We start from the raw sequence: 22151 nt of genomic DNA on the forward strand, positions 1-22151 counted from the left end.
GACGTGGCGGCCCCCATCTTCGCGGGGGCGACGACAGTTTCTAGCGCAACGCCGCCGCGAGGCGCTGGCGCAGCGCCACCAGCGCTTCGACCGGAACCCGGCCCGTCGCGGGTACCGCAGCCGTCGGCTCGGCGGCGTCCCCGTCCGGCGCCGCGGCGCCATCGGATTCGGACAACGCCTTGCGCGCGCCTTCGACCGTGAAGCCCTGCACGTGCAGCAGATGGTGGATGCGCTCGGCGAGCGCGATGTCGGCCGGGCGGTAATAGCGGCGGCGCCCCGACCGCTGGAGCGGTTTCAACTGCGGAAAGCGGGTTTCCCAATAGCGCAGCACATGGGTCGGCACCCCGATCCGGTCGGCGAGTTCGCCGATCGCGAGCATCGCGCCCGCCGCCTTGCCGCCCGTCGTTTCGTCAAACTCCGCCACGGCCGACGTCCGGTTCAGGTGCCGGCGACACGGGCACGCATCGCCTGGCTGGCGCGAAAGGTCATTACGCGGCGCGGCAGGATCGGCACTTCGATGCCGGTCTTGGGATTGCGGCCGATGCGCTGCGCCTTGTCGCGCAGCACGAAGGTGCCGAAGCCCGAAATCTTCACATTCTGGCCGGCGGCGAGCGCGTCCGACATATGCGCGAGAATCGATTCGACGATTGCCGCCGATTCGTTGCGCGACAGGCCGATCTGCTGGTTGATCCGCGCCGCGATGTCCGCGCGCGTGAGCGTCCCTGCTACCATCTTCTTCCCTTCCCCTCCTGAAAGCTGGTGCTCGGGAAGGCCCCCACCGTCACGAGTCCCACACGCATGTGTAACAAAAGCGAAGAAATCCGCCAAACTGAAAAGGATGGAGCGAGGAGTTGATGCGGTGAGCCATGCGGGGCCGACTCAGTGCGCGGCGGTCATATCCGCAGGACGGCCGCGCCCCAGGTGAAGCCGCCGCCCATCGCCTCGAGCACGACGAGGTCGCCGCGCCGGATGCGCCCGTCGCGCACCGCGAGGTCGAGCGCCAGCGGCACCGACGCCGCCGAGGTGTTGGCGTGCTGGTCGACGGTGAGCACGACGCGATCCGCGGGCAGCCCCAGCTTCTTCGCGGTCGCGTCGATGATGCGTTTGTTCGCCTGATGCGGCACAACCCAGTCGATGTCGGCGGGCGAGAGGCCGACGTCCGCCAGCACCTCGCCCAGCACGGCGGCGAGGTTGGTGACAGCATGGCGGAACACCTCGCGCCCCTGCATGCGGACGTGGCCGACCGTTCCCGTCGTCGACGGGCCGCCGTCGACATAGAGCATGTCGCCATATTGCCCCTCGGCATGCAGGCGAGTCGCCAGGATGCCGCGATCGTCCGCGACCTCCTCCGCCGCCAGCACAACCGCGCCCGCGCCGTCGCCGAACAGGACGCAGGTCCCGCGATCTTCCCAGTCGAGGATGCGGCTGAAGGTCTCGCTGCCGATGACGAGCGCATGCTTCGCGGCGCCGGTGCGCAGCATCGAATCGGCGACAGAGAGCGCGTAGAGGAAGCCCGAGCACACCGCCGCGACGTCGAAGGCGATGCAGTCGGGCGCGCCGATCAGCGCCTGAACCTTGGTCGCGGTCGCCGGGAAGGTGTTGTCGGGGGTCGCGGTCGCGACGATGATCAGGCCGATGTCGGCGGCCGCCAGTCCCGCCGCCGCGAGCGCCTGCCGCGCCGCGTCGGCCGCCAGCGTTCCCGTCGTCTCGTCGGCCTCGGCGATGTGGCGGAAGCGGATGCCAGTGCGCTCGACGATCCATTCGTCGCTGGTATCGACGCGCTTCGCGAGTTCGTCGTTCGAGACGCGCGTGCGCGGCAGCGCCGAACCGGTGCCGACCAGAATTGAACGACGCGTCACGCCGCGTCCTCGCGGCGGAAATTGGCGAGATCGTCCGTCACCTGACGCGTGATGTCCTTTTCGATGAGTTCGGCGCACAGATGCACCGCATTGGCGACGCCCTTGGCATCGGCACTGCCGTGGCTTTTCAGCACGACGCCGTTGAGGCCGAGGAACACCGCCCCATTGTGGTTGTTGGGATCGAGATGGTGGCGCAGCAGCTCGGTCGCGGGGCGCGAGATGAGGAAGCCGATCTTCGAGCGCAGCGAACTGGTGAAGGCACGGCGCAGCAGGTCGGTGACGAAGCGCGCCGTCCCCTCGATCGTCTTGAGCGCGATATTGCCCGAAAATCCGTCGTGGACGATCACGTCGACCCGGCCGCGCGACAGCTTGTCGCCCTCGATGAAGCCGGCGAATTCCATCGGCAGACCCTGCGTTTCGCGCAGGATCGCGGCGGCGTCGCGGATCTCGTCGGTGCCCTTGAGTTCTTCGGTGCCGATGTTGAGCAGCGCGACGCGCGGGCGTTCGAGCCCCATCGCGGTGCGCGCATAGGCAGCGCCCATCACCGCGAACTGGACGAGGTTGGTCGCGTCGCACTCGGTATTGGCGCCAAGGTCGAGCATCACCACGTCGTTGTCGCCGAGCGTCGGCAGCAGCGCGGCGAGCGCCGGCCGGTCGATTCCCGGCATCGTGCGCAGCGCGAGCTTCGCCATCGCCATCAGCGCGCCGGTATTGCCCGCCGACACGGCGCCGCCGGCGTCGCCCCGCTTCACCGCATCGATCGCGAGCCCCATCGAGCTGCCGCGGCCGTTGCGCAGCGCCTGGCTCGGCCGATCCTCACCCGACACTACCTTGTCGGTGTGGACGATCTCCGACGCCGCGCGCAGGTTCGGATGGTTTTCGAGCGCGGTCTTGATCCGCGTCTCGTCACCGACGAGCAGAAAGCGGAGGCCGTCGTGCTGATGACGCGCCATGGCCGCGCCGGCGCACATCACGCGCACGCCGACATCACCGCCCATCGCATCGATTGCGATTCGCGGTGTCAGGCTCATGGAAGCGGCCTCCGATTAATGGTCAGGCGCCGACCGACACCACTTCACGGCCATTGTAGTGGCCGCAGGCGTTGCACAGGTTATGCGGGCGCTTGAGCTCGCCGCAGTTCGGGCATTCCTGATAGGCTTCGACCTTCAGGCTGTCGTGGCTGCGACGCATGCCGCGCTTCGAGGGCGAGGTTTTTCGCTTGGGGACGGCCATGATATATCCTGCATTCTTAACTGTTTAACCGAATCGGCGAACCCGGACTTGTCGCCCACCGCCAAGGATGGAAAACGACTGGCCCGCCCGCCGTGCCGAAGGCTGCCCCGCCATGAAACGCGGGAAAATCTTCCGCCGGAAGGTGCCTCAACGCCTGATGGTGTCGGGTGCCGGATCGGGCGCGGCTATAGCGTTTTTGCCCGCAAAGGCAAGCCCCGAGCGCGAACGGGACGACGCTTGCCGATTGTCCGCGACGATGCCACACCCTTGCAGTGCCGGACAGCAGGAAAGAGCCGGGCCACAGACGGGGGAAGCGACATGATCATATTGCCGATCAGCCTGACGATCGCGGCGGGCGCCGCACTGCTCAACATCTGGATCGCGATGCGCGTCGGCCGCGTGCGCGGCGAGGCGAAGGTCTCGATCGGCGACGGCGGCGACGAACGGCTGATCCGCCGGATGCGCGCGCACAGCAACTATGTCGAGAACACGCCTTTCGTGCTGATCCTGCTTGCGCTCGTCGAGCTGGGCGCCGGCTCGTCGATCTGGCTATGGGCGGTCGGCGCCCTCTATCTGGTCGCGCGCATCCTGCACGCGATCGGCATGGACGGGCTGGGATGGGCGCGCGGCGCCGGCATCACCGTCACCATGCTGATCCAGCTCGGCCTCGCGGTCGCGGCGCTGCTCACCGTCTATCTGACCCCGACCAGCATCAGCTCTACCCTGACCGAGACGGTGGCGGTGGAATCGGAATAGCGGTTGAGCCGGGCCCGGCGGGACCCGGAAGGACTCGTCATTGCGAGCGGCGAAGCCGCGCGGCAATCCAGAGCGGGCGTAGCCCGCCCTCGATTGCTTCGCTTCGCTCGCAATGACGGCAGCGGACCGATGAGTCGGGCGACCTGGAGCGGCGTGCCATGAACCCGCAACGCCCCTTATCCGTTCAGATTTAAGACTCGATGTCCTAGGCCCCCTGGTGTGCCCCCATCGCCATGTCGCCGACATAGGGATTGGTGCGCCGTTCCTGCGCAAAGCTGCTGTGCGGTCCGTGGCCGGGCAGGAAGATGGTATCGTCGCCGAGCGGCCACAGCTTCTGCGTGATCGAATCGAGCAGTTGCTGGTGATCGCCGCGCGGGAAATCGGTGCGGCCGATCGATCCCTGGAACAGCACGTCGCCGACGATCGCGAGCTTCGACGGGCGATGATGGAAGACGACGTGGCCCGGGGTGTGGCCGGGACAATGGATGACGTCGATGACGAGGTTGCCCACCGTCACCGTGTCGCCGTCCTTCAGCCAGCGATCGGGCTCGAACACCTCGCCCGCCATGCCGTAGCGCGCGCCGTCCTCGCCCAGCCGCTCGATCCAGAAGCGGTCGTCCTCGTGCGGCCCTTCGACCGGGACGCCGAGCTCCTTCGCCAGTACGCCCGCCTGTCCGCAATGGTCCATGTGGCCGTGAGTGACGAGGATCTTCTCGACCTCCACCCCCGTCTGGCGGATCGCCTCGCGTAGCTTCGGCAGATCGCCGCCGGGATCGACCAGCGCCGCCTTGTTGGTTTCGGTGCACCAGAGCAGGGTGCAGTTCTGCTGGAAGGCGGTGACCGGGACGATCGCGGCCTTGAGCGGGGGATTGGGAGCGTTCATGCGCTTCGATGTGGGGAAATGCGGCGGGGTTGGCAAGGGCGGAGGGACTTGTAGTCGCGCCCTCCTCCCCTCCCGCTTGCGGGAGGGGCCGGGGGTGGGCCGGCGGCGTTGCGTCTGCCCACCCCGCTGCGGCTAGCGAACAAGTTCGCAAGCCTCGCTGCCCCTCCCGCAAGCGAGAGGGACAGGCGCACTTTCCGATGGTACCGGAATCAGCGCAGCGTCATCGTGTCGCCTTCGATATTCACCGCGTCGAGCCGCGACAGGAAGCTCTGGCCGAGCAGCGACACGCCCATGTCGGCATCGACCACCGCCGCTTGGACGCCGCGAACCTCGATCCCGTCCACCTCGACGCTGTCGAGCATTACCGGGCGCATCGGCACCGCGCCGCCCGCGGTATTCGCCATGCCCGCGACCGGCAGGCGATCGACGTCGATCCCGATCGCCTCCGCATCGCGGCGCGTCAGCGCGACGATCGAGGCGCCGCTGTCGACCATCATGCGGATATTCGCGCCGTCGACATCGGCGTCGGCATAGAAATGCGAATCGCCTGCGCGGCCGATCCGCACCTCCCCCGACCCGCCGCGCGCGGCGGCGGGTGCCGAAGACCAGCCATGACGGCGCTTCGTGGTAGTCCAGTTGCCGTTCGCGTCGTCATTGCCCGCATCGGCGGCGACTCCGGCATTGCCGATCGACGCCGTCCGGCTGGCGATTCCCGCCATCCCGATCGACACCGCCGCGACCACCGCGGCCAGACCCAGCATACGCCCCAACATGGCAGCGATTGTCGCAGGTCGGGGTTGGGGAATCGTTAAGCCGCGGTCAGAATCCGGTGACCGGCGTTTCGATGAAGGCGCGCCATTGCGGCGATCCCTCGCGCAGCGAATAAGCGATGCGCGCGCAGCCATAGGGGCGGCCGGGCGCATTGTCGGCTTCGGCTGCGGTGCGCGGCCAGACGGCTTCGGCCGGCGGGCGGGCGCTCCAGCAGACGAGCGCCTCGGCCTCGGGCCGCGCCGCGATCTCGGCGCGCTCGGTGGCGGAATAGGAGGCAGGGACGCTCCATCCCAGAATGCGGCGCGTCGGCGGCGTCTCGCCCGCGAGCAGCGGCGCGAAGGCACCGCATGGGTCGGCCAGCAGCGCTTCCACCGCGCGGGCATCCGCCGCGCCCAGCCATGGCCCGCCGAGCAGGGGTCGCCAGCGCGCGACATCGCCCGCGCGCAACGCCGCCAGCAGCGCGTCGGCCGCCGCGGCGAAGCGCGGCAGCCACGGCGAATCGCCGGCAAGGTCCGAAAGCGGCGTTGGGATCCGCACCGCATCGTCCTCATAGCCGGGGACGAGCGGCGCCGCCGCGGGCGGTTCGGCCGCCGGGGCAGGCGGCGCGCAGCGGCTCTGCGCGACGGCGGGCGTCGCGGCCGCCAGCAGGAAAAGAGTCAGGATCGCGCGCATGCCGCCATCATAGCGGCGCAGGCTGCACGCGTCATGAACCGTCCGACGCCAGCGCCTCGCGCATCCATGCGGGCGCCTTGGCCGCGTCGATCGACTCGACGCGGCGATGCTCGATCGACCAGCCGAGTTCGGGATAGGCGACCACCTGCCGCCTGGCATCGGCGTCGGCGATCGGCACGACGACCAGCCGCCGGTTGACCTTCTGCCGCCAGTTCATCCGCGCGGTGTTCTCCTGCCCGACATAGCAGCCCTTGGTGAAGCTGACGCCGTGCAGTTCCGCGGCATTGCATTCAAGCCACAGCGTCGTGCCATCGCCCAGCTCGGCCCGCCCCTCGGTGACGCCGAGCGACAGGCGGTGCGCGTGCCACGCCGCGGCGGCGCCCTCCCCCTCTTCGCCCTCATCGGCCGGGCCGAGCCAGCGCTGGCCGAGGTCGGGCAGGCGCGGATCGGGCTCGCCGAGGTCGCCGTAAGGCGCCCAGTGCACGGACAGGCCGGGCTCGGGCGCGATGGCGATCGCGCGGCGCAGGCGGTAGAGGGTCAGCCGCTTGACCAGCGCCTCGCTTGCTGCGCGCTCGCAGTCGATGAGGAGGTCGTCGCGGTCGCCCCAGATCAGGAAATCGAACAGCACCTTGCCCTGCGGCGTCAGCAGCGCCGCCCAGACCGGCAGGTTGCCCGACACGTCGTTGGTGACGAGTCCCTGCAGGAAGCCGCGGACATCCTCGCCCGACAGGCGGACGAGGGCACGATCGTCTAGGGTTGTGTTGGCCATGGAGGGACAATAGGGAGCCCGGGAACGAACTTAAAGCCCTTCCCCTGACCGGGAGGGGGGAGTCCAGCATGACCGACCGCCTGATTCTTCGCCGCCCCGACGACTGGCACGTTCATCTGCGCGACGGCGCGATGCTGGCGCATGTCGCGCCGTGGACCGCGCGCCAGTTCGCGCGCGCGATCGTCATGCCCAACCTGTCGCCGCCGGTGACGACGGTCGCCGAAGGCGTCGCCTATCGCGAGCGCATCCGCGCCGCGGTGCCCGCCGGGCTCGATTTCACGCCGCTGATCGTCGCCTATCTCACCGACCGCACCGATCCCGGCGAAATGGCGCGCGGCCATGCCGAGGGCGTGTTCACTGCCGCAAAGCTCTATCCGGCGCACGCGACCACCGGCAGCGCGCACGGCGTCACCGACATCGCCAACATCATGCCGGTGCTCGAGACGATGCAGGCGATCGGCATGCCGCTGCTGATCCACGGCGAGGTCACCGACGCGGACGTCGACATCTTCGACCGCGAGGCGGTGTTCATCGACCGCACGCTCGCGCCGCTGGTCACGCGTTTCCCGGCGCTCAGGATCGTCTTCGAGCATATCACGACGGCCGAGGCCGCGCAGTTCGTCGCCGACGCCCCCGCTACCGTCGCCGCGACGATCACCCCCCAGCATCTCCACATCAACCGCAACGCAATGCTCGTCGGCGGCATCCGCCCGCACGCCTATTGCCTGCCGGTCGCCAAGCGCGAGCATCACCGTCTGGCGGTGCGCGCGGCGGCGACCTCGGGCTCCCCCAAATTCTTCCTGGGCACCGACAGTGCGCCGCACGCGGTGCATACCAAGGAAGCCGCCTGCGGCTGCGCGGGCATCTTCAACGCGCCCTTCGCGCTCGAAAGCTATGCGACCGCGTTCGACGAGGACGGGGCACTCGACAAGTTCGAAGGCTTCGCGAGCGAGCATGGGCCGCGCTTCTATGGCCTGCCCCTCAACGAGGGTACGGTGACGCTCGAACGCGGCGCGGTGATGGTCCCCGACCGCATCGGCGAGGTCGTGCCCTTCCACGCCGGCGAAACATTAGGCTGGCGGCTGGCGTAGGGTCCGTCCCCGCCAGTCAGGGCGTCGGCGCAACCCGCGCGCCGCGCGATTTCGCCCAGATATCGAAGCTGAACAGCGCGATGCTGATCCAGATCAGCAGGAAGCAGAAGAGTTGCGCCGGTTTCAGCGGTTCGTCGAACAGGAAGAGGCCGAGCAGGAAGACGATGCTCGGCGCGAGATACTGGCAGAAGCCGAGCGCGGCGAAGCTCATTCGCCGCGCCGCGGTCGCGAAGAACAGCAGCGGGATCGCGGTGATCGCCCCCGCCGACACCAGCAACAGCGTGATGTCGCGGTCGGAGCCGAATCCCACCCCATCGCCGGCCGCGACATAATAGACCGCGACGACGAGCGCGGGCACGAACAGCAGCGTCGTCTCGATCGCCAGACCCGGCAGCGATCCGACCGGCGCCACCTTGCGCAACAGGCCATAGAAGCCGAAGCTGAAGGCGAGCGTCAGGCTGATCCACAGCGTTTCGAGCGCACCGCCGAGCAGTAGCGCGACGCCGAGCGCGGCGATCGCGACCGCCATCATCTGGAGCCGCGAGAGCCGTTCGCCGAGGAAGATCATTCCCAGCATCACATTGACCAGCGGGTTGAGATAATAGCCGAGGCTGGTCGCCAGCACATGGTCCGTCACGATCGCGTAAATGTAGACGAGCCAGTTGAGCGCGATCAGGATCGAACTCACGAGCAGGATGCGCAGCGTCCGCCAATCCCTGAGCGCCGCCAGATAGGCGCCGATCTGACGGCGGAAGACCATGATCGCGAAGCAGAGCGGCAGCGACCAGAGGATGCGCTGCGCCAGCACCTCGACCGGCGGCACGCTGACCAGCAGCTTGAAGAAGATCGGGACGAAGCCCCAGATGCCATAGGCGGCGAGCGCATAGGGCAGCCCGCCCTGATCGCTCCCCTGCGGGGCAGTGGCTCGATTCATGACGCGGGGTCGCCCGGTCGGCTGGTCAGAGGATGCCGCCGCCGAGCATCAGGCGTATCACGCCGACGACGATCACGACGATGTTGAGGTTGCGGCCGCTCGTCCGTCCCGACATCGCGCCCAGCGCCAGCCCGACGATGGCGATCGGCACGATCACCCAGTTCGCCCAGCCGAGCAGCGGGATGAAAGCCGGGATGGCCAGGACCAGCGCGAAAACGCCGATGACAAGCGAAAGGAGGTTGAGCATGGCTCTATGTCGCACGGCCGCCTGCGCCCTTCAAGCCACTTCGGCGGTCGCACGGCGATAGCCGCGATGCGAGAATTGTCTCGGTTCATCTATCGAAATACTCGCTTCGTCTTGTTGCCCAGGGTTCATGCAACGCAGTCCAGACAAGGCTCGTTCTCCCCATCGAAGCGTCCGCCGTCCGTGCGGCGGTCAGGACGCCAGACCAGGAAAGGATTCATGATGCAGAATTTCACCAAAGGCCTGATTGGCGCTTTCGTCGCGGCAGGCGTCGTCGGCAGCGTCCCGGCCTACGCCGGCCTGTCGAGCGCGGTTGCCGCTCCGGGCTATCACAAGGCGGAGGCTTCGGCCGATTATTACAAGAAGCGCAAGCACCGCCGCAATTATGCCTCGCGCGACGAGCGGATCAATTCGAACACCCGCATCTGGCGCGACAGCGACGGGCGCTATCGCTGCAAGAAGGACAATGGCACGACCGGCCTGCTGATCGGCGGTGCGGTCGGCGGCCTCGCCGGACACGAGATTGCCGGCGGCGGCGACAAGCTGCTGGGCACGGTGCTCGGCGCGGCGGGCGGCGCGCTGCTCGGTCGCGAGATCGACCGCGACAAGTATCGCTGCCGCTGATCCAGCGGACTCCAATGCGGGGTGCGGGTCCGAGACCCCTCCATCCGCTCCCCGCATGGAAGAGGGCGTCGACTTAGCTGTCGGCGCCCTCGTTCGTTGGGGCCATTGTCGTTCGGGCAAGCGAGGCCCTGTTCCCCGGCGAAAGCCGGGGTCCACGCGGGGCGGCAGCTCATGCCATCTGGACCCCGGCTTTCGCCGGGGAACGGTTAGCTGTCGAAAAAAGAGATGGTTGCCAACTTGTTTGGGAATCCATGGTCTGCACTGTCCATGGTGCGGCATCGAAGGACACGGCGGGCCATGGATGCTGAAACGCGTTCAGCATGACGAAGGAAGAAAGGGTATCGGCGGGCTTGCCCCTCGCCCCGCCTTGTCGCACAACCGGTCGCCCCGGCGCTTGCCGAAACGCCCTTCGGAAAGGATCGCCATGCTCAACGGCCCGTTGCTCGTCACCGAACGGCTGATCCTGCGCCCGCCGGCCACCGAGGATTTCGATGCCTTCGCCGCCATGTGCGCCGAAGAGGAGACGATGCGCTTCATCGGCGGCACCTGTCCGCGCTCGTCCGCATGGCGACATTGGTGCACGCTCGCGGGCGCGTGGCATATCCGGGGTTTTTCGATGTTCTCGGTGATCGAGCGCGCAACGGGCGAATGGGTCGGGCGGCTGGGGCCCTGGGAGCCCGACGGATGGCCGGCGCCCGAGATCGGCTATGGCGTGCGCGCCCGCTTCGCCGGCAAGGGCTATGCCTTCGAGGGCGCGGTTGCGGCATGCGATTTCGCGGTCGAATTTCTGAAATGGCCCGAACTGATGCACAGCATCGACCCCGCGAACGGCCGCTCGCAGGCACTGGCGCGGCGGCTGGGCGCCACCAATGCGGGCCCGACCCGCCTGCCCCCGCCCTTTGAGCACGCCCCCGTCGACGCCTGGACGCAGAGCGCAGAGGCATGGCGGGCCAAACGCAAGGAATTCCGTCCATGACCGATCGCCATGTCGACCCCGAACGCGCGCAGTTCGATGCCTTCAAGGCGCTGCCGCGCGATACGCCGATCCATATGCTGAACCTCGTGCGCTTTCGGGCCGAGGCCGCCTACCCGGCCGACCACCCGCTCGCGGGCAAGCGGCTGAGCGGCGCGGAGGCCTATGCCCATTACGGGCGGGACAGCGGCCCGGTGTTCGAACGGCTCGGCGGCCGGGTCGTCTGGCGCGGCACGATGGAAGCGATGGTGATCGGCCCGGCGGACGAAAGATGGGACGCGGTATTCGTCGCCCAATATCCGAACAGCGGCGCCTTCATGGCGATGGTGACCGACCCCGTCTATCGCGAGGCGGTGGTTCACCGGCAGGCGGCGGTCGAGACCTCGCGGCTGATCCGCTGCGCGCCGGGAACGGCGGAAACGAAGGGTTTCGCATAGGGCGCGCGGTGCGGCCGACGGAATAGCGTCTCGCTCCGGCACAGTTTTCGGCTAACAAATCCTTGCCTGTTAACGCTTTTTCCTCACATCTTCTTAACCAGCTTCCGGCAAGCCCGAGGCCAAGAGATTAAGGGAGTGTTAGCAATGATCGTGCGGGGAAAATGGCTGGTTGCCGGCTTGCTGGTGGCGACGTCGGGGCTCGCCGGCTGCCGGGACAATCCCGCCGCCAAGGCGGAGTTGAAGCCGCTCGACGACGGGCTGACCAACGCCGACCCGACGGTGAAGGGCGCGCTCGAAGACAAGATCATGGTCGATCCGAAGCTGACCGGCCAGGCGAACCGCAACGCGGTCGGACCGGGCAACCGGCCGGTCGACGGCGGCGTTCCCGGCATCGGCGCCGGCAAGGCGGCGACCGCGGCCGAAGCCGCGGCGGCGATGAAGGCGGGCAAATTGCTCGCCGCGCCCAAGGCGCTGCCGTTCGAGGCGAATTGCGACGGGTGCGAGGCGAAGCGCCCCGTCACCATCGGCGCGCTCGCCCGCGAGCAGGCGAAGGGAAGCTGCGATGCGAAGCTGACCTATGGCAACCAGTGGGCCGACCGCCTGCCCGCCGCCTTCCCCGTCTATCCGCGCGCGACGCTGCGCGAGGCGGCCGGAGTCGCCGGCGGCCAGTGCAACATCCGCGTCGTCAATTTCCAGACCGCCGCCTCGCTGCAGGGCGTTCTCGACTATTATCACACGATGGCGATCCGCGCGGGCTATACCAGCGACCACCGGATCAACGGCAATGAGCATATGCTGGGCGGCACGCGCGGCGACCTCGCCTATGTCGTCTTCGCGCGCCGCGACGGCGGGGTGACCGACGTCGACCTGGTGGCGTCGGGCGGAAAATAGCGGGCGGATTTCGGTATCAAGACCGGTAGGGTCCGGCCTTCCGCAGGCCGGATCCTCTTTCGATCCGCATCTCCACAGGCCATGGAGCGCGATCGTCAGGCAAGAAATGAAAATGCCCCGGAGAGAGGGGAGCTCCGGGGCATTTTCCATGTGCGGTGAAGGCTATCGTCAGACCTTGTCGCCGAGCGCGCCCTTCACCTTGCCGCTGAGATTCTGCGCTTCGCCCTTGCGTTCCTGAAGCTCGCCCTCGGCGCGCAGGCGCTCGTTGTCGGTCGCCTTGCCGACCGCCTGCTTCGCATTGCCGATCGCTTCGTTCGCGAGGCCCTTGGCCTTGTCTTTCATTTCACCCACGGGAGAGTCTCCTTGTTGATCGAGGCCGCATCGCCTCATGCCCGATCAACGCACCGACCGGGCCCATGTTCCACGGGCGCGGCAAAACGCGCGGGCCGCAAGGCAGCCCGGGTGGATCAATCCCCCGCCGCGGCGATCGCGTCGAGCGCCAGCGGATCGCGGATCGTGATGCGGTTGTAATCGGTCGCGATCAGCCCCGCCTCCTCGAAGCCGCGCAGCAGCCGGTTGACGCTCTGACGCGTCACGCCCAGCATCGCGCCGAGCTGTTCCTGCGGCAGGCGGAGGCCGAGTTCGGTGCCATCCTCGCCCGCGATGCCATGGATGCGCGCGAGGCCGACGAGCGTCGCCGCCATCCGCTGCTCGAGCGAGCCGAGTTGCTGGTCGTTGAGCAACCGCAGGCTGTCGCCCTGGCGCGCGCACATGAACAGCGCGATGTCGCGCCACAGCGCCGGTTCCGCATCGAGGATCGCGATCAACGCGTCGGCGGGCAGGTGAAGCAGGATACTGTCGGCATGCGCGCGATAGGCGAAATGGATGGGCTGGCGGTCGAGCAGGCGCACGAGCCCGACCACATCGCGCGGACCGGCGAGGCCGAGCACGAATTTCTTGCCCGCCGCCGACACGCGGCTGATCTCGATACCGCCCGAGACGACGACGAAAGCCTCGCGCCGCCGGGGATCGCGCGGATAGATTTCGGTGCCGCGCGGATAATGTCCGGCCCGCGCGATCGCCGCGAGATCGGCGAGCCGCGCCGCGGGCCAGGCGGCGAAAAGCTGACAGGACCGCAGCATCTCCAGCCGCTCCTCGCGGCTCCAGCGGTGCTCGCCCCGCTTCGCCTGCCCCCTCGCCATATCCAACCGGCCTCCCGCCCGTCGTTCTAGTTACCTGAATCTGACATTTGCCACATCGAATCCGTCATCCCGGGCTTGACCCGGGATCCCGCTTCCTTTCGCGCACGGACGGAGGAAAAGCGGGACCCCGGGTCAAGCCCGGGGTGACGATGAGGACAAAAACTTTGAGTCCACCATATTAGAGCGGCGTACAATAAACCTGCAACGCCCCTTATCCGTTCGTGTCGAGCGAAGTCGAGACACCCATCAGCGTGGCGCAAGGCCGATGCGTGTCTCGACTTCGCTCGACACGAACGGGACGATGGGTCAGATTTAAGGCTCGATGCTCCAATGCCGGGAACCGGAATCCCAGAAGATTGTCGCCCGGATGACAGACTGGCGCCGCCGCGAACGCTAGCGGGACGGAAAATCTGCGAGGAGATCGGTTCGATGAAAAGCCTGCTGGCCCTGATGGCGATGGCGACGATTCTGCTGCCCGGCGCGGCACGGGCGGCGCCGGTGAGCGAGGAGGAGGCCTATGCCGTCGGTCTCGAAGCCTATGCCTACGCCTATCCGATGGTGCTGATGGAAGTGACGCGGCGCGTCGCGACCAACGCCCGGGAAGGCCGGTTGCGCGCGCCGATGAACCAGTTTTCGCACATGCGGCGCTATCCCGACGCGACCTTCAGGGACGTCGTGCGGCCCAACGCCGACACGCTCTATTCGAGCCTGTGGTACGATGTCGGTAACGAACCGCTGGTCCTGACGCTGCCCGACACGGCGGGGCGCTACCATGTCGTGCCGATCATGGACATGTGGACCGAGGTGTTCGCGACGCTCGGCACGCGCACGACGGGCAATGACGGCGGCACCGTTGCGCTCGTCGGCCCGCGCTGGCAGGGCACGTTGCCCCAGGGCATGCGGATGGTGCGCAGCCCGACCGACATGGGCTGGATCATCGGCCGCATCCAGACCAACGGCGCCGACGATTACGATCATGTCCACATGCTGCAGGCACGCTATGCCGCGACGCCGCTGTCGGCATCGGGCAAGCCGCAGGCGGTCGCCGCGCCGGCGAAGGCCGATCCGTCGGTCGACATGACGACGCCGCCGGTCGAGCAGGTCGCGGCGCTCGCGCCCGACGCCTTTTTCGCGCTGTTCGCCGAGACGATGAAGCGCAATCCGCCGCACGCCACCGACATCGCGATCCTGCTGCGTATGGAAAAGGTCGGGCTGGAAGCGGAGCGGAGCTTCGATCTCGGCAAGGCCGAACCGGCGGTGCAGCGCGGGTTGGCCCGCGCCGTCGCGGACGGCTATCGCCGCATCGTCGAACGGCGCCGGAGCGTGCCGCTGAGCCGCGATGGCTGGGTCGCGCTGGGCAATGCGCTCGGCGTCTATGGCAATGATTATCTCCAGCGCGCCTTCATCGGCTATGCCGGGCTCGGCGCGCTGCCGCCCGAGGAGGCCATCTATCCGATGGCGCCGGTCGACGGCGACGGCAAGCCGCTGAACGGCGCGGCGCGCTATGTCCTCCATTTCGACAAGGAGCGGATTCCGCCCGCCGACGCCTTCTGGTCGCTGACCATGTACGGCGCCGACCAGTTCTTTGCCGCCAATCCGTTGAACCGTTTCGCGATCGGCGACCGCGACAAGCTGAACTTCAACGCCGACGGCTCGCTCGACCTCTATATCCAGACGGACAGCCCGGGCGCCGACAAGGAAGCCAACTGGCTGCCCGCACCCGCGGGGCCGTTCACGATGAACCTGCGCCTCTACCTGCCGCGGCGCGAAGCGCTGGAGGGGCGCTGGACCCCGCCGCCGGTGAAGCGGGTGCCTTAAGCAAGGTTATGCGCCAGCCTTGATCCGTTCGTGCTGAACGGATTTGGAATTGGCCGTGCCGATATGCCTAGAGCGTGATGACATCGAATGGACTCGTCATTGCGAGCGGCGAAGCCGCGCGGCAATCCAGAGCGCGCGGTAACCGCTCTGGATTGCTTCCCCCGGATCAGGTCCGGGGTCGCAATGACGAAGTAGGTCAATCCAAAGTCATCAAAGTCTAGATCAGCCCCGCGAGCGGGCTAGACGGGTCGGCATAGCGGCGCTGCCCCATGCGGCCGGACAGATAAGCGTCGCGGCCCGCTTCGACCGCCAGTTTCATCGCGCGCGCCATGCGGATCGGGTCCTTCGCCTCGGCGATCGCGGTGTTCATCAGTACCCCGTCGCAGCCGAGTTCCATCGCCACCGCCGCATCGCTCGCGGTGCCGACGCCCGCATCGACGAGCACCGGCACCGATGCACCCTCGACGATCAGGCGGATCGTCACCCGGTTCTGGATGCCGAGCCCCGACCCGATCGGCGCACCGAGCGGCATAACCGCGACGGCGCCCGCATCCTCGAGCTGCTTCGCCGCGATCGGGTCGTCGACGCAATAGACCATCGGCAGGAAGCCCTCCTTCGCCAGCACCTCGGTCGCGTGGAGGGTTTCGCGCATGTTCGGATAGAGCGTCTTCGCCTCGCCCAGCACCTCCAGCTTGACGAGGTCCCAGCCGCCCGCCTCGCGTGCGAGGCGCAGCGTGCGGATCGCGTCGTCGGCGCTGAAGCAGCCCGCGGTGTTGGGCAGATAGGTGATCTTCTTCGGATCGATATAGTCCGTGAGCATCGGCGCATTCGGGTCCGACACGTTGACGCGGCGCACCGCGACGGTGACGATCTGTGCCCCCGACGCCTCGACCGCGGCGGCGTTCTGCTCGAAATCCCGGTATTTGCCGGTGCCGACGATCAGCCGCGACGTGAAGGTCCGCCCGGCAACGCTCCAACTGTCGATACTGTCCACATTCAATCCTTGTTCTGCACCACGTTCGCAATGTCGCCGAGGGGATCGCGAACGAAAAACCGGCGAACGCCCCAGGGTTCGTCGCGCAGGGCGTAGACGATCTCGTGCCCCGCCGCGACCGCGCGGGCATGCACCGCATCGACGTCGTCGACGCCCACCGAATAGGCGGGCCGCAGCCCCGACGGGTCGTCGGTCAGGACGCTGATCTGCGCCGTCGGCTGGGTGGACGAGCGATAGATAGTGATGAAATCGATCGCCATCGCCGTTTCCAGCCCCAGCACATCGTTGAAAAAGCCCGCGCCTTCCCGGACGTCGCCGGCATAGCGATTGGGCACGATCCGCGCGACCGCCATCAGCCGCCTCCCACGAAATGGACGATTTCCAGTGCGTCACCTTCCGCAAGCGCCACATCGGCGAGGGTCGAGCGCGGCACGATCTCGCGATTGCGTTCGACCGCGACCTTCTTCACGTCGAGCCCGAGCGACGCGACGAGGTCGGCGATACTGCCCCCGCGCACCTGCCTCTGCTCTCCGTTGAGGATGATCGCAATCACCGCCGCTGCCCTTCTTTGCGTTTCGCCGTGCAGCCCATATAGGGGGAGCGAGCCCCGCCGCAACCGAAAGCCAGGTCTTTGCCGGAAACCCCCTCCAAAACCCCCGTCGTCTTCGTCCTTTCGGGCCCCAACCTCAACCTGCTCGGCACGCGCGAGCCCGAAATCTACGGCCACGATACGCTGGACGCCATCCACGCGCGGCTGGCCGCGCAGGCGGCCGGGCTGGGCCTGTCCGTCGACTGCCGTCAGTCGAACCACGAGGGGGTGCTGATCGACTGGCTGCACGAGGCGCATTTCGCGAGCGCGAAGGCGGTGCTGCTCAACGCCGGCGGTTATACGCACACCTCGATCGCGCTGCACGATGCGATCAAGTCGATCGCGGTGCCGGTGATCGAGGTTCATCTGTCGGACCCGAAAAGCCGCGAATCCTTTCGCCATATCAGCTATATCGGCATGGCGGCGGCCGCGCATTTCGCGGGGCACGGCGCGAACAGCTATACGCTGGCGCTGGACGCCGCCGCGCGTCTCTGACAAGAGGGCGCGACCAGAACAGGGGTCGAGTGCCACCAAGGCACCACAACAACAACAGGAACTATCGCAATGGGTGACCACAAGGATCAGGGCATCAACATCGATCCGGCTTTCGTCCGCGCGCTCGCCGAGCTGCTCGACGACACGCAGCTTTCGGAAATCGAGGTCGAGGACGGCGACCGCAAGGTGCGCGTCGCGCGAACGCTGACCGCCGCCGCAGCCGCGCCCGTCGCCTTCGCCCCCGCGGCCCCCGCCGCCGCTCCCCTCGCGCCGCCCGCTCCCGCCGCGGCGCCGCCGCCCGCCGCCGACAGCTTCGCCGACGCGGTCAAGTCGCCGATGGTCGGCACCGTCTATCTCGCGCCCGAGCCGGGGGCGCCGACCTTCGCCAGCGTCGGATCGTCGGTGAAGGAGGGCGACACCGTCCTGATCATCGAGGCGATGAAGGTGATGAACCCGATCACCGCCCCCACCTCCGGCACGCTGAAGGCCGTGCATGTCGAGAACAGCCAGCCGGTCGAGTTCGACCAGCCGCTGTTCACCATCGGCTGATCCATCCGATGACGATCGAGAAACTGGTCATCGCCAACCGCGGCGAGATCGCGCTGCGCATTCACCGCGCCTGCCACGAAATGGGGATCAAGACAGTCGCGGTGCATTCGACCGCCGACGCCGACGCGATGCACGTCCGCCTCGCCGACGAGGCGGTATGCATCGGCCCGCCGGCGGCGAAGGACAGCTATCTCAACATTCCCGCGATCATTTCGGCGGCCGAGGTGACCGGCGCCGACGCGATCCACCCCGGCTACGGCTTTCTGTCGGAAAATGCGCGCTTCGCCGAGATCATCGAGGCGCACGGCATCACCTTCGTCGGCCCTAAGCCCGAGCATATCCGAACCATGGGCGACAAGGTCGAGGCCAAGCGCACCGCGGTCGAACTGGGCCTGCCCGTCGTTCCCGGCTCGCCGGGCGCCGTCATCTATGGCGACGAGGCGAAGCGGATGGCCGAGGAGATCGGCTATCCGGTGCTGATCAAGGCGGCGTCGGGCGGCGGCGGCCGCGGCATGAAGGTCGTTCCCGACGCCGACAGCCTCGAAAGCCTGATGGGCCAGGCATCGAGCGAGGCGGCGGCGGCATTCGGCGACCCGACCGTCTATATGGAGAAATATCTCGGCAATCCGCGCCACATCGAATTTCAGGTGTTCGGCGACGGCAACGGCAATGCGATCCACCTCGGCGAGCGCGACTGCTCGCTCCAGCGCCGCCACCAGAAGGTGCTGGAGGAAGCGCCCTCGCCCGTCATCTCGGCCGAGGAACGCGCGCGCATGGGCCAGATCTGCGCCGATGCGATGGCGAAGATGCACTATCGCGGCGCCGGCACGATCGAGTTCCTGTGGGAAAACGGCGAATTCTTCTTCATCGAGATGAACACCCGCATCCAGGTCGAGCATCCGGTGACCGAGATGATCACCGGTTTCGACCTCGTCCGCGAACAGATCCGCATCGCCGACGGGCGCGGCCTGTCGGTCCGTCAGGAAGACCTGGAATTCCGCGGCCACGCGATCGAATGCCGGATCAATGCCGAGGACCCGCGCAGCTTCCTGCCCTCGCCGGGCAAGGTGACGCAATATCACGCCGCGGGCGGCATGCACGTCCGCGTCGATAGCGGGCTCTATGCGGGCTATGCGATCCCGCCTTATTACGACAGCATGATCGGCAAGCTGATCGTCTATGGCCGGACGCGCGAAAGCTGCATGATGCGGATGCGCCGCGCGCTCGACGAGATGGTCGTCGGCGGGATCAAGACCAACATCCCGCTGCATCAGGCGCTGCTCGCCGACCCCGACGTGATCGACGGCAACTACACGATCAAATGGCTCGAGGACTGGCTCGCGCAGCAGGATGCCGAAGCGAAGGGGTAGGGCGCGGGGCCGAAGCCGGCCACTCGGCGTCGTTGCGAGCAGCGAAACCGCGCGGCAATCCAGAGCGTGGCGGGAGCATCGCGCCTCTATCCTGAATCACTGTCCCGTTCGTGTCGAGCGAAGTCGAGACACCCATCGGCCTTGCGCTACGTCGATGGGTGTCTCGACTTCGCTCGACACGAACGGATTTCAGTTGGTCCGGATTAAGCACGGCGCTCTGAATTGCTCCGAGATTGCTTCTCCCTGATCAGATCCGGGGTCGCAATCGCGACGCCGGTCAAGGCCATCGAACTCCGGCACCACCTCCATTCGGAGCCACCCTGCCCACCCGTCCCGCGCTTCCAAACCCTTGGAAACTCGGTTATGGCGGGGCGCATGTCGAAACTCTCCCCCCGCTTCGCATTCGCCCTGCCGCTTCTTTTCGCGGCCGCACCAGCCCTCGCGCAGACGACCGACGTCAAGGAGGATTCGGTCGTCCTGCAACCCGACAAGGTCACCGACGACGCGCCCGTCGTCGAAACGCTGGCCGAAGCCAATCTGCCCGACTGGTCGGCGAACAATGCGAAGGCGCTGCTCGCCTTCATCGGCAATGTCGGCGCCGAAGGATTGTTTCCAAAGGATTACAACCCCGACGGGCTGCAGGCCGCGATCGCCGGCGGCGACCAGGCGCGGCTCGACAAGGTCGCGACCGACAGCTTCCTGCTGCTCGCGACGCATATGCGCGACGGGCGCACGCCGAACGCAGCGCGCAAGCAGTGGTTCATGACCGACAACGACGCCGAACAGACGCCGCTGATCGCATTGCTCACCTCCGCGCTGCTGTCCAATTCGGTTCCCGACGCGCTGCTCGGCCTCGACCCGGTCCATCCCGATTTCGCCGCGCTCAAGGCCGCGCTCGCCGTCGCCAAGACGCCCGCCGACGCCAATGCGATCCGCGTCAACATGGAGCGCTGGCGCTGGATGCCGCGCGACCTGGGATCGGGCTATGTCGTCAGCAACGTTCCCGAATATCTGACCCGCGTCGTTCACGACGGCGTCGTCATCGCAACGCACAAGGCGGTGGTGGGCAAGCCGTCGACGCCGACGCCGCAGCTCAACCCGATGGCGACGGGCGTAATCCTCAACCCGACCTGGACGCTGCCGCGCAGCATCATCAACGAGGGCATCGGCGCGACGATCGCGCGCAATCCCGCTTCCGCACGCGCGCAGGGCTATACCTGGACGGGCAGCGGCAAGACGCTGTCGGTCGTGCAGCAGCCCGGTGCCAACAACGCGCTGGGCGTGATGAAGATGGAGATGCTGAACGAACACGCCATCTACCTGCACGACACGCCGTCGAAGGGCGCCTTCGCGCAGGCGGCGCGCGCGTTCAGCCACGGCTGCATCCGCACCGAGCGCGCGCTGCACTTCTCGGGCCTGATGGCGGTGATGTTCGCCGGCCGCAGCCCCGAAGAGTTCGGCGAGGCGGTGGCGAGCGGCAAGACGACGCGCTTCGGCTTCGAAAATCCCTTCCCGGTCTATGTCGCCTATTGGACAGTCGTTCCCGATGCCAAGGGCGGAGTGAAGAAACTCACCGACATCTATGGCCGCGACGCGCCCGTCGTCGCCAGCTTCGCCAAGCCCGGCCGCACCGCGGCGGTCGTCATCTCCCCGGCGCCGCCGACCGTGGTGCCGACGATCCCGGCCCCCAACGTCACGACGCAAGCGACGACCGGAATCTATTGAGCCTGACGGTCATAGCCGGGTGACGCCGCATGGGATCACCATTGAATAGCTAGAGCGGGATGACATCGAATCGTCATTGCGAGCGGAGCGAAGCAATCCAGAGCGGTTTGCGCACGCTCTGGATTGCCGCGCGGCTTCGCCGCTCGCAATGACGAAGTAGGTCAATCCACAATCATCAGAGTCTAAGCCGACAGCCGCGTGCTCCTGCGCAGGCGGGAGCCCAGAGCGACAAAGAGCCAGCGTCGGCATTCAGAACCGGGTCCCCGCCTTCGCGGGGACACCATCATTTTTGTTTGGCGTTTATACCCTTGAGACAGGGACGCTGGTGATCCCCGGCGAAAGCTGGGGTCCATGCGAGGCAGGCGCACGTAGCTGGACCCCGGCTTTCGCCGGGGAACGCTCACCTGTCGGAAGGGGATAATTGCCTTTTCATTCAAGGACGATCATGCCCTAATCCGCCGTCTTGGGCAGTGGTCCGTTGGCGCCGGTGCGGATGATGTTGTCCGCGACCGGCGGCAACTCGAACGGCGCCGGCGGCGGCGATACGCTCAGCTTGTCGGCGAAGAGCAGGCGCCCGGGGCCGAGCTTGTAGAGGATTTGCGGCAGCAGCGTCTCGCCGAACACGAAGCAGCCTTCGCTGCGCCCGAGCTTGCCCTGCGTCGCAATCAGCGCGGGGTCGGCATACCAGGCGCCGTGGACGACGATCGCGCGGATATCGGCATTGCTGTTGTCGGGCTCCAGCCCCGCGAGGCGCATCGACGAGCCGTTGGCGCCCCAATAATAGTCGCTGGTGCGATAGGCGCCGCGCGAACTGGCCAGCGATCCGACGCGGTTCGAGAAACTCTTGAGCCAGCCGTCGTGCTGCGGATCGGAGCCGCGACCGTGGGTCACCGGATAGAGGTCGATGGTGCCCGCGACGAGGTCGACAAGCGCGAAGCGCGGACGCGAAGAGGGGAGTCCGAAATCGACGATGCCGACGCGATCGGTCTGGCCGATTCGGTTGCCCTGCCGTTCGAGCTGCTGGCGCGCGACCGCCAGATAATCGACCGGCGGCGCGGGCGGCGCCACCGGCTGCCGAATCCAGTCGGGGAGCTGCGCGCGGGCCGGGGCGGCGGCCATCGCCCCCGCACCGGCCAAGGCCGCCAGCATCGCCCTGCGATCCATCATCTCATTCACGTGCAACCCAACCCCGCATCGGCCGCCAGCCGGCGGCTCCTCGACCGTCATAAGCGCCTGTCCGCGTGGCAAAGGCAAGACGGTCGTGCTTCGTCA

28 protein-coding genes are annotated in these 22151 nt (G+C 67.4%); 11 read left to right on the plus strand and 17 right to left on the minus strand.

What is annotated here, in order from left to right:
* Nucleotides 1-40 precede the first annotated feature (40 nt).
* The 5 genes from SGRAN_RS15295 to rpmF all read right to left on the minus strand — a co-directional run bounded on the left by SGRAN_RS15295 (nucleotide 41) and on the right by rpmF (nucleotide 3092).
* The gene (locus tag SGRAN_RS15295) at nucleotides 41-379 is read right to left on the minus strand and encodes a MerR family transcriptional regulator (protein WP_067187115.1); all 339 of its coding nucleotides are present in this window, start codon (nucleotides 377-379) and stop codon (nucleotides 41-43) included.
* Between the two features lie 59 nt (nucleotides 380-438).
* On the minus strand, nucleotides 439-732 hold the full coding sequence (locus SGRAN_RS15300; RefSeq protein ID WP_067185082.1) for an integration host factor subunit alpha: 294 nt from the start codon (nucleotides 730-732) through the stop codon (nucleotides 439-441).
* A gap of 161 nt (nucleotides 733-893) precedes the next feature.
* Entirely contained in the window at nucleotides 894-1859 is a 966-nt protein-coding gene (locus tag SGRAN_RS15305) for a beta-ketoacyl-ACP synthase III (RefSeq protein WP_067185085.1), read from the minus strand.
* A complete protein-coding gene (gene plsX / locus SGRAN_RS15310; protein ID WP_067112487.1) occupies nucleotides 1856-2890 on the minus strand; it encodes a phosphate acyltransferase PlsX in 1035 nt (344 codons plus the stop codon). The genes SGRAN_RS15305 and plsX overlap by 4 nt, the downstream gene beginning before the upstream one ends.
* A 22-nt stretch (nucleotides 2891-2912) precedes the next feature.
* The gene (gene rpmF, locus SGRAN_RS15315) at nucleotides 2913-3092 is read right to left on the minus strand and encodes a 50S ribosomal protein L32 (RefSeq protein WP_056348227.1); all 180 of its coding nucleotides are present in this window, start codon (nucleotides 3090-3092) and stop codon (nucleotides 2913-2915) included.
* A 318-nt stretch (nucleotides 3093-3410) separates the two neighbouring features.
* Here rpmF and SGRAN_RS15320 point away from each other — a divergent pair, with 318 nt between their 5' ends.
* Complete coding sequence (locus SGRAN_RS15320) at nucleotides 3411-3848, plus strand: MAPEG family protein (protein WP_174521672.1); 438 nt, start codon at nucleotides 3411-3413, stop codon at nucleotides 3846-3848.
* Nucleotides 3849-4053: 205 nt separating this feature from the next.
* On the opposite strand, the gene SGRAN_RS15325 is transcribed toward SGRAN_RS15320, so the two are convergent.
* The 4 genes from SGRAN_RS15325 to ygfZ form a co-directional block, all read right to left on the minus strand.
* Nucleotides 4054-4731, minus strand: coding sequence for an MBL fold metallo-hydrolase (locus SGRAN_RS15325; protein WP_067112490.1), 678 nt, complete (start codon nucleotides 4729-4731; stop codon nucleotides 4054-4056).
* 209 nt (nucleotides 4732-4940) lie between these two features.
* Nucleotides 4941-5504, minus strand: a complete 564-nt coding sequence (locus SGRAN_RS15330) for a retropepsin-like aspartic protease family protein (RefSeq protein WP_067185087.1) — start codon at nucleotides 5502-5504, stop codon at nucleotides 4941-4943.
* A 46-nt stretch (nucleotides 5505-5550) separates the two neighbouring features.
* The gene (locus SGRAN_RS15335; protein WP_067185090.1) at nucleotides 5551-6174 is read right to left on the minus strand and encodes a hypothetical protein; all 624 of its coding nucleotides are present in this window, start codon (nucleotides 6172-6174) and stop codon (nucleotides 5551-5553) included.
* A gap of 31 nt (nucleotides 6175-6205) precedes the next feature.
* Nucleotides 6206-6943, minus strand: coding sequence for a CAF17-like 4Fe-4S cluster assembly/insertion protein YgfZ (gene ygfZ, locus SGRAN_RS15340; protein ID WP_067185093.1), 738 nt, complete (start codon nucleotides 6941-6943; stop codon nucleotides 6206-6208).
* A 68-nt stretch (nucleotides 6944-7011) separates the two neighbouring features.
* Between ygfZ and pyrC the strand changes: the two genes are divergently transcribed.
* Nucleotides 7012-8034, plus strand: a complete 1023-nt coding sequence (pyrC, locus tag SGRAN_RS15345; protein WP_067185095.1) for a dihydroorotase — start codon at nucleotides 7012-7014, stop codon at nucleotides 8032-8034.
* Nucleotides 8035-8050: 16 nt separating this feature from the next.
* On the opposite strand, the gene rarD is transcribed toward pyrC, so the two are convergent.
* Complete coding sequence (gene rarD, locus SGRAN_RS15350) at nucleotides 8051-8968, minus strand: EamA family transporter RarD (RefSeq protein WP_067185098.1); 918 nt, start codon at nucleotides 8966-8968, stop codon at nucleotides 8051-8053.
* A gap of 25 nt (nucleotides 8969-8993) precedes the next feature.
* Nucleotides 8994-9215 carry a hypothetical protein gene (locus tag SGRAN_RS15355; protein WP_067185099.1) on the minus strand — a complete coding sequence of 74 codons (222 nt, stop codon included), beginning with the start codon at nucleotides 9213-9215 and terminating at the stop codon, nucleotides 8994-8996.
* A gap of 216 nt (nucleotides 9216-9431) precedes the next feature.
* Between SGRAN_RS15355 and SGRAN_RS15360 the strand changes: the two genes are divergently transcribed.
* The 4 genes from SGRAN_RS15360 to SGRAN_RS15375 all read left to right on the plus strand — a co-directional run bounded on the left by SGRAN_RS15360 (nucleotide 9432) and on the right by SGRAN_RS15375 (nucleotide 12137).
* A complete protein-coding gene (locus SGRAN_RS15360; protein WP_311879940.1) occupies nucleotides 9432-9836 on the plus strand; it encodes a glycine zipper 2TM domain-containing protein in 405 nt (134 codons plus the stop codon).
* Between the two features lie 424 nt (nucleotides 9837-10260).
* Nucleotides 10261-10812, plus strand: a complete 552-nt coding sequence (locus tag SGRAN_RS15365; protein WP_067112511.1) for a GNAT family N-acetyltransferase — start codon at nucleotides 10261-10263, stop codon at nucleotides 10810-10812.
* Nucleotides 10809-11246: a DUF1330 domain-containing protein gene (locus tag SGRAN_RS15370; protein ID WP_067185102.1), complete on the plus strand. Its 438-nt coding sequence runs from the start codon at nucleotides 10809-10811 to the stop codon at nucleotides 11244-11246. The genes SGRAN_RS15365 and SGRAN_RS15370 overlap by 4 nt, the downstream gene beginning before the upstream one ends.
* Nucleotides 11247-11390: 144 nt before the next feature.
* A complete protein-coding gene (locus SGRAN_RS15375) occupies nucleotides 11391-12137 on the plus strand; it encodes a hypothetical protein (protein ID WP_067185104.1) in 747 nt (248 codons plus the stop codon).
* 168 nt (nucleotides 12138-12305) lie between these two features.
* Here SGRAN_RS15375 and SGRAN_RS15380 read toward each other — a convergent pair whose 3' ends face one another.
* Both SGRAN_RS15380 and SGRAN_RS15385 read right to left on the minus strand, forming a co-directional pair.
* On the minus strand, nucleotides 12306-12488 hold the full coding sequence (locus SGRAN_RS15380) for a CsbD family protein (RefSeq protein ID WP_067112520.1): 183 nt from the start codon (nucleotides 12486-12488) through the stop codon (nucleotides 12306-12308).
* A 116-nt stretch (nucleotides 12489-12604) separates the two neighbouring features.
* Nucleotides 12605-13339 carry a Crp/Fnr family transcriptional regulator gene (locus SGRAN_RS15385; RefSeq protein WP_067185107.1) on the minus strand — a complete coding sequence of 245 codons (735 nt, stop codon included), beginning with the start codon at nucleotides 13337-13339 and terminating at the stop codon, nucleotides 12605-12607.
* 429 nt (nucleotides 13340-13768) lie between these two features.
* Here SGRAN_RS15385 and SGRAN_RS15390 point away from each other — a divergent pair, with 429 nt between their 5' ends.
* Complete coding sequence (locus SGRAN_RS15390) at nucleotides 13769-15157, plus strand: DUF1254 domain-containing protein (RefSeq protein ID WP_067185110.1); 1389 nt, start codon at nucleotides 13769-13771, stop codon at nucleotides 15155-15157.
* 217 nt (nucleotides 15158-15374) lie between these two features.
* Here SGRAN_RS15390 and SGRAN_RS15395 read toward each other — a convergent pair whose 3' ends face one another.
* From SGRAN_RS15395 to thiS, 3 genes are read right to left on the minus strand one after another with little or no spacing between them, the layout of a single operon-like run.
* A complete protein-coding gene (locus SGRAN_RS15395; protein WP_311879941.1) occupies nucleotides 15375-16151 on the minus strand; it encodes a bifunctional sulfur carrier protein/thiazole synthase protein in 777 nt (258 codons plus the stop codon).
* Between the two features lie 2 nt (nucleotides 16152-16153).
* A complete protein-coding gene (locus SGRAN_RS15400) occupies nucleotides 16154-16504 on the minus strand; it encodes a VOC family protein (RefSeq protein ID WP_067113501.1) in 351 nt (116 codons plus the stop codon).
* On the minus strand, nucleotides 16504-16704 hold the full coding sequence (gene thiS, locus SGRAN_RS15405; RefSeq protein WP_210434152.1) for a sulfur carrier protein ThiS: 201 nt from the start codon (nucleotides 16702-16704) through the stop codon (nucleotides 16504-16506). The genes SGRAN_RS15400 and thiS overlap by 1 nt, the downstream gene beginning before the upstream one ends.
* Before the next feature lie 78 nt (nucleotides 16705-16782).
* Between thiS and SGRAN_RS15410 the strand changes: the two genes are divergently transcribed.
* The 4 genes from SGRAN_RS15410 (at nucleotide 16783) to SGRAN_RS15425 (ending at nucleotide 20879) form a co-directional block, all read left to right on the plus strand.
* Nucleotides 16783-17235 (plus strand): type II 3-dehydroquinate dehydratase, encoded by a 453-nt coding sequence (locus tag SGRAN_RS15410; RefSeq protein ID WP_067185114.1) that lies wholly within the window; start codon nucleotides 16783-16785, stop codon nucleotides 17233-17235.
* A gap of 69 nt (nucleotides 17236-17304) precedes the next feature.
* The gene (accB, locus tag SGRAN_RS15415) at nucleotides 17305-17784 is read left to right on the plus strand and encodes an acetyl-CoA carboxylase biotin carboxyl carrier protein (protein WP_067185117.1); all 480 of its coding nucleotides are present in this window, start codon (nucleotides 17305-17307) and stop codon (nucleotides 17782-17784) included.
* A gap of 8 nt (nucleotides 17785-17792) precedes the next feature.
* The gene (accC, locus tag SGRAN_RS15420; RefSeq protein ID WP_067185119.1) at nucleotides 17793-19154 is read left to right on the plus strand and encodes an acetyl-CoA carboxylase biotin carboxylase subunit; all 1362 of its coding nucleotides are present in this window, start codon (nucleotides 17793-17795) and stop codon (nucleotides 19152-19154) included.
* Between the two features lie 375 nt (nucleotides 19155-19529).
* Nucleotides 19530-20879: a L,D-transpeptidase scaffold domain-containing protein gene (locus SGRAN_RS15425; protein ID WP_237233532.1), complete on the plus strand. Its 1350-nt coding sequence runs from the start codon at nucleotides 19530-19532 to the stop codon at nucleotides 20877-20879.
* Nucleotides 20880-21329: 450 nt separating this feature from the next.
* Here the strand turns inward: SGRAN_RS15425 and SGRAN_RS15430 are convergent, their stop codons facing one another.
* The gene (locus SGRAN_RS15430) at nucleotides 21330-22046 is read right to left on the minus strand and encodes a murein L,D-transpeptidase catalytic domain family protein (RefSeq protein ID WP_237233533.1); all 717 of its coding nucleotides are present in this window, start codon (nucleotides 22044-22046) and stop codon (nucleotides 21330-21332) included.
* Between the last annotated feature and the right edge of the window lie 105 nt (nucleotides 22047-22151).

The organism is Sphingopyxis granuli (assembly GCF_001559015.1).
GTDB classification, from domain to species: domain Bacteria; phylum Pseudomonadota; class Alphaproteobacteria; order Sphingomonadales; family Sphingomonadaceae; genus Sphingopyxis; species Sphingopyxis granuli.

Excerpts from the sequence above, each read along its gene's own strand:
- SGRAN_RS15295 (WP_067187115.1), bottom strand. The coding sequence starts at position 379 with ATGCTCGCGATCGGCGAACTCGCCGACCGGATCGGGGTGCCGACCCAT.
- SGRAN_RS15300 (WP_067185082.1), bottom strand. The coding sequence starts at position 732 with ATGGTAGCAGGGACGCTCACGCGCGCGGACATCGCGGCGCGGATCAAC.
- plsX (WP_067112487.1), bottom strand. The coding sequence starts at position 2,890 with ATGAGCCTGACACCGCGAATCGCAATCGATGCGATGGGCGGTGATGTC.
- rpmF (WP_056348227.1), bottom strand. The coding sequence starts at position 3,092 with ATGGCCGTCCCCAAGCGAAAAACCTCGCCCTCGAAGCGCGGCATGCGT.
- SGRAN_RS15320 (WP_174521672.1), top strand. The coding sequence starts at position 3,411 with ATGATCATATTGCCGATCAGCCTGACGATCGCGGCGGGCGCCGCACTG.
- SGRAN_RS15325 (WP_067112490.1), bottom strand. The coding sequence starts at position 4,731 with ATGAACGCTCCCAATCCCCCGCTCAAGGCCGCGATCGTCCCGGTCACC.
- SGRAN_RS15330 (WP_067185087.1), bottom strand. The coding sequence starts at position 5,504 with ATGTTGGGGCGTATGCTGGGTCTGGCCGCGGTGGTCGCGGCGGTGTCG.
- SGRAN_RS15335 (WP_067185090.1), bottom strand. The coding sequence starts at position 6,174 with ATGCGCGCGATCCTGACTCTTTTCCTGCTGGCGGCCGCGACGCCCGCC.
- ygfZ (WP_067185093.1), bottom strand. The coding sequence starts at position 6,943 with ATGGCCAACACAACCCTAGACGATCGTGCCCTCGTCCGCCTGTCGGGC.
- pyrC (WP_067185095.1), top strand. The coding sequence starts at position 7,012 with ATGACCGACCGCCTGATTCTTCGCCGCCCCGACGACTGGCACGTTCAT.
- rarD (WP_067185098.1), bottom strand. The coding sequence starts at position 8,968 with ATGAATCGAGCCACTGCCCCGCAGGGGAGCGATCAGGGCGGGCTGCCC.
- SGRAN_RS15355 (WP_067185099.1), bottom strand. The coding sequence starts at position 9,215 with ATGCTCAACCTCCTTTCGCTTGTCATCGGCGTTTTCGCGCTGGTCCTG.
- SGRAN_RS15360 (WP_311879940.1), top strand. The coding sequence starts at position 9,432 with ATGATGCAGAATTTCACCAAAGGCCTGATTGGCGCTTTCGTCGCGGCA.
- SGRAN_RS15365 (WP_067112511.1), top strand. The coding sequence starts at position 10,261 with ATGCTCAACGGCCCGTTGCTCGTCACCGAACGGCTGATCCTGCGCCCG.
- SGRAN_RS15370 (WP_067185102.1), top strand. The coding sequence starts at position 10,809 with ATGACCGATCGCCATGTCGACCCCGAACGCGCGCAGTTCGATGCCTTC.
- SGRAN_RS15375 (WP_067185104.1), top strand. The coding sequence starts at position 11,391 with ATGATCGTGCGGGGAAAATGGCTGGTTGCCGGCTTGCTGGTGGCGACG.
- SGRAN_RS15385 (WP_067185107.1), bottom strand. The coding sequence starts at position 13,339 with ATGGCGAGGGGGCAGGCGAAGCGGGGCGAGCACCGCTGGAGCCGCGAG.
- SGRAN_RS15390 (WP_067185110.1), top strand. The coding sequence starts at position 13,769 with ATGAAAAGCCTGCTGGCCCTGATGGCGATGGCGACGATTCTGCTGCCC.
- SGRAN_RS15400 (WP_067113501.1), bottom strand. The coding sequence starts at position 16,504 with ATGGCGGTCGCGCGGATCGTGCCCAATCGCTATGCCGGCGACGTCCGG.
- accB (WP_067185117.1), top strand. The coding sequence starts at position 17,305 with ATGGGTGACCACAAGGATCAGGGCATCAACATCGATCCGGCTTTCGTC.
- accC (WP_067185119.1), top strand. The coding sequence starts at position 17,793 with ATGACGATCGAGAAACTGGTCATCGCCAACCGCGGCGAGATCGCGCTG.
- SGRAN_RS15425 (WP_237233532.1), top strand. The coding sequence starts at position 19,530 with ATGTCGAAACTCTCCCCCCGCTTCGCATTCGCCCTGCCGCTTCTTTTC.
- SGRAN_RS15430 (WP_237233533.1), bottom strand. The coding sequence starts at position 22,046 with ATGATGGATCGCAGGGCGATGCTGGCGGCCTTGGCCGGTGCGGGGGCG.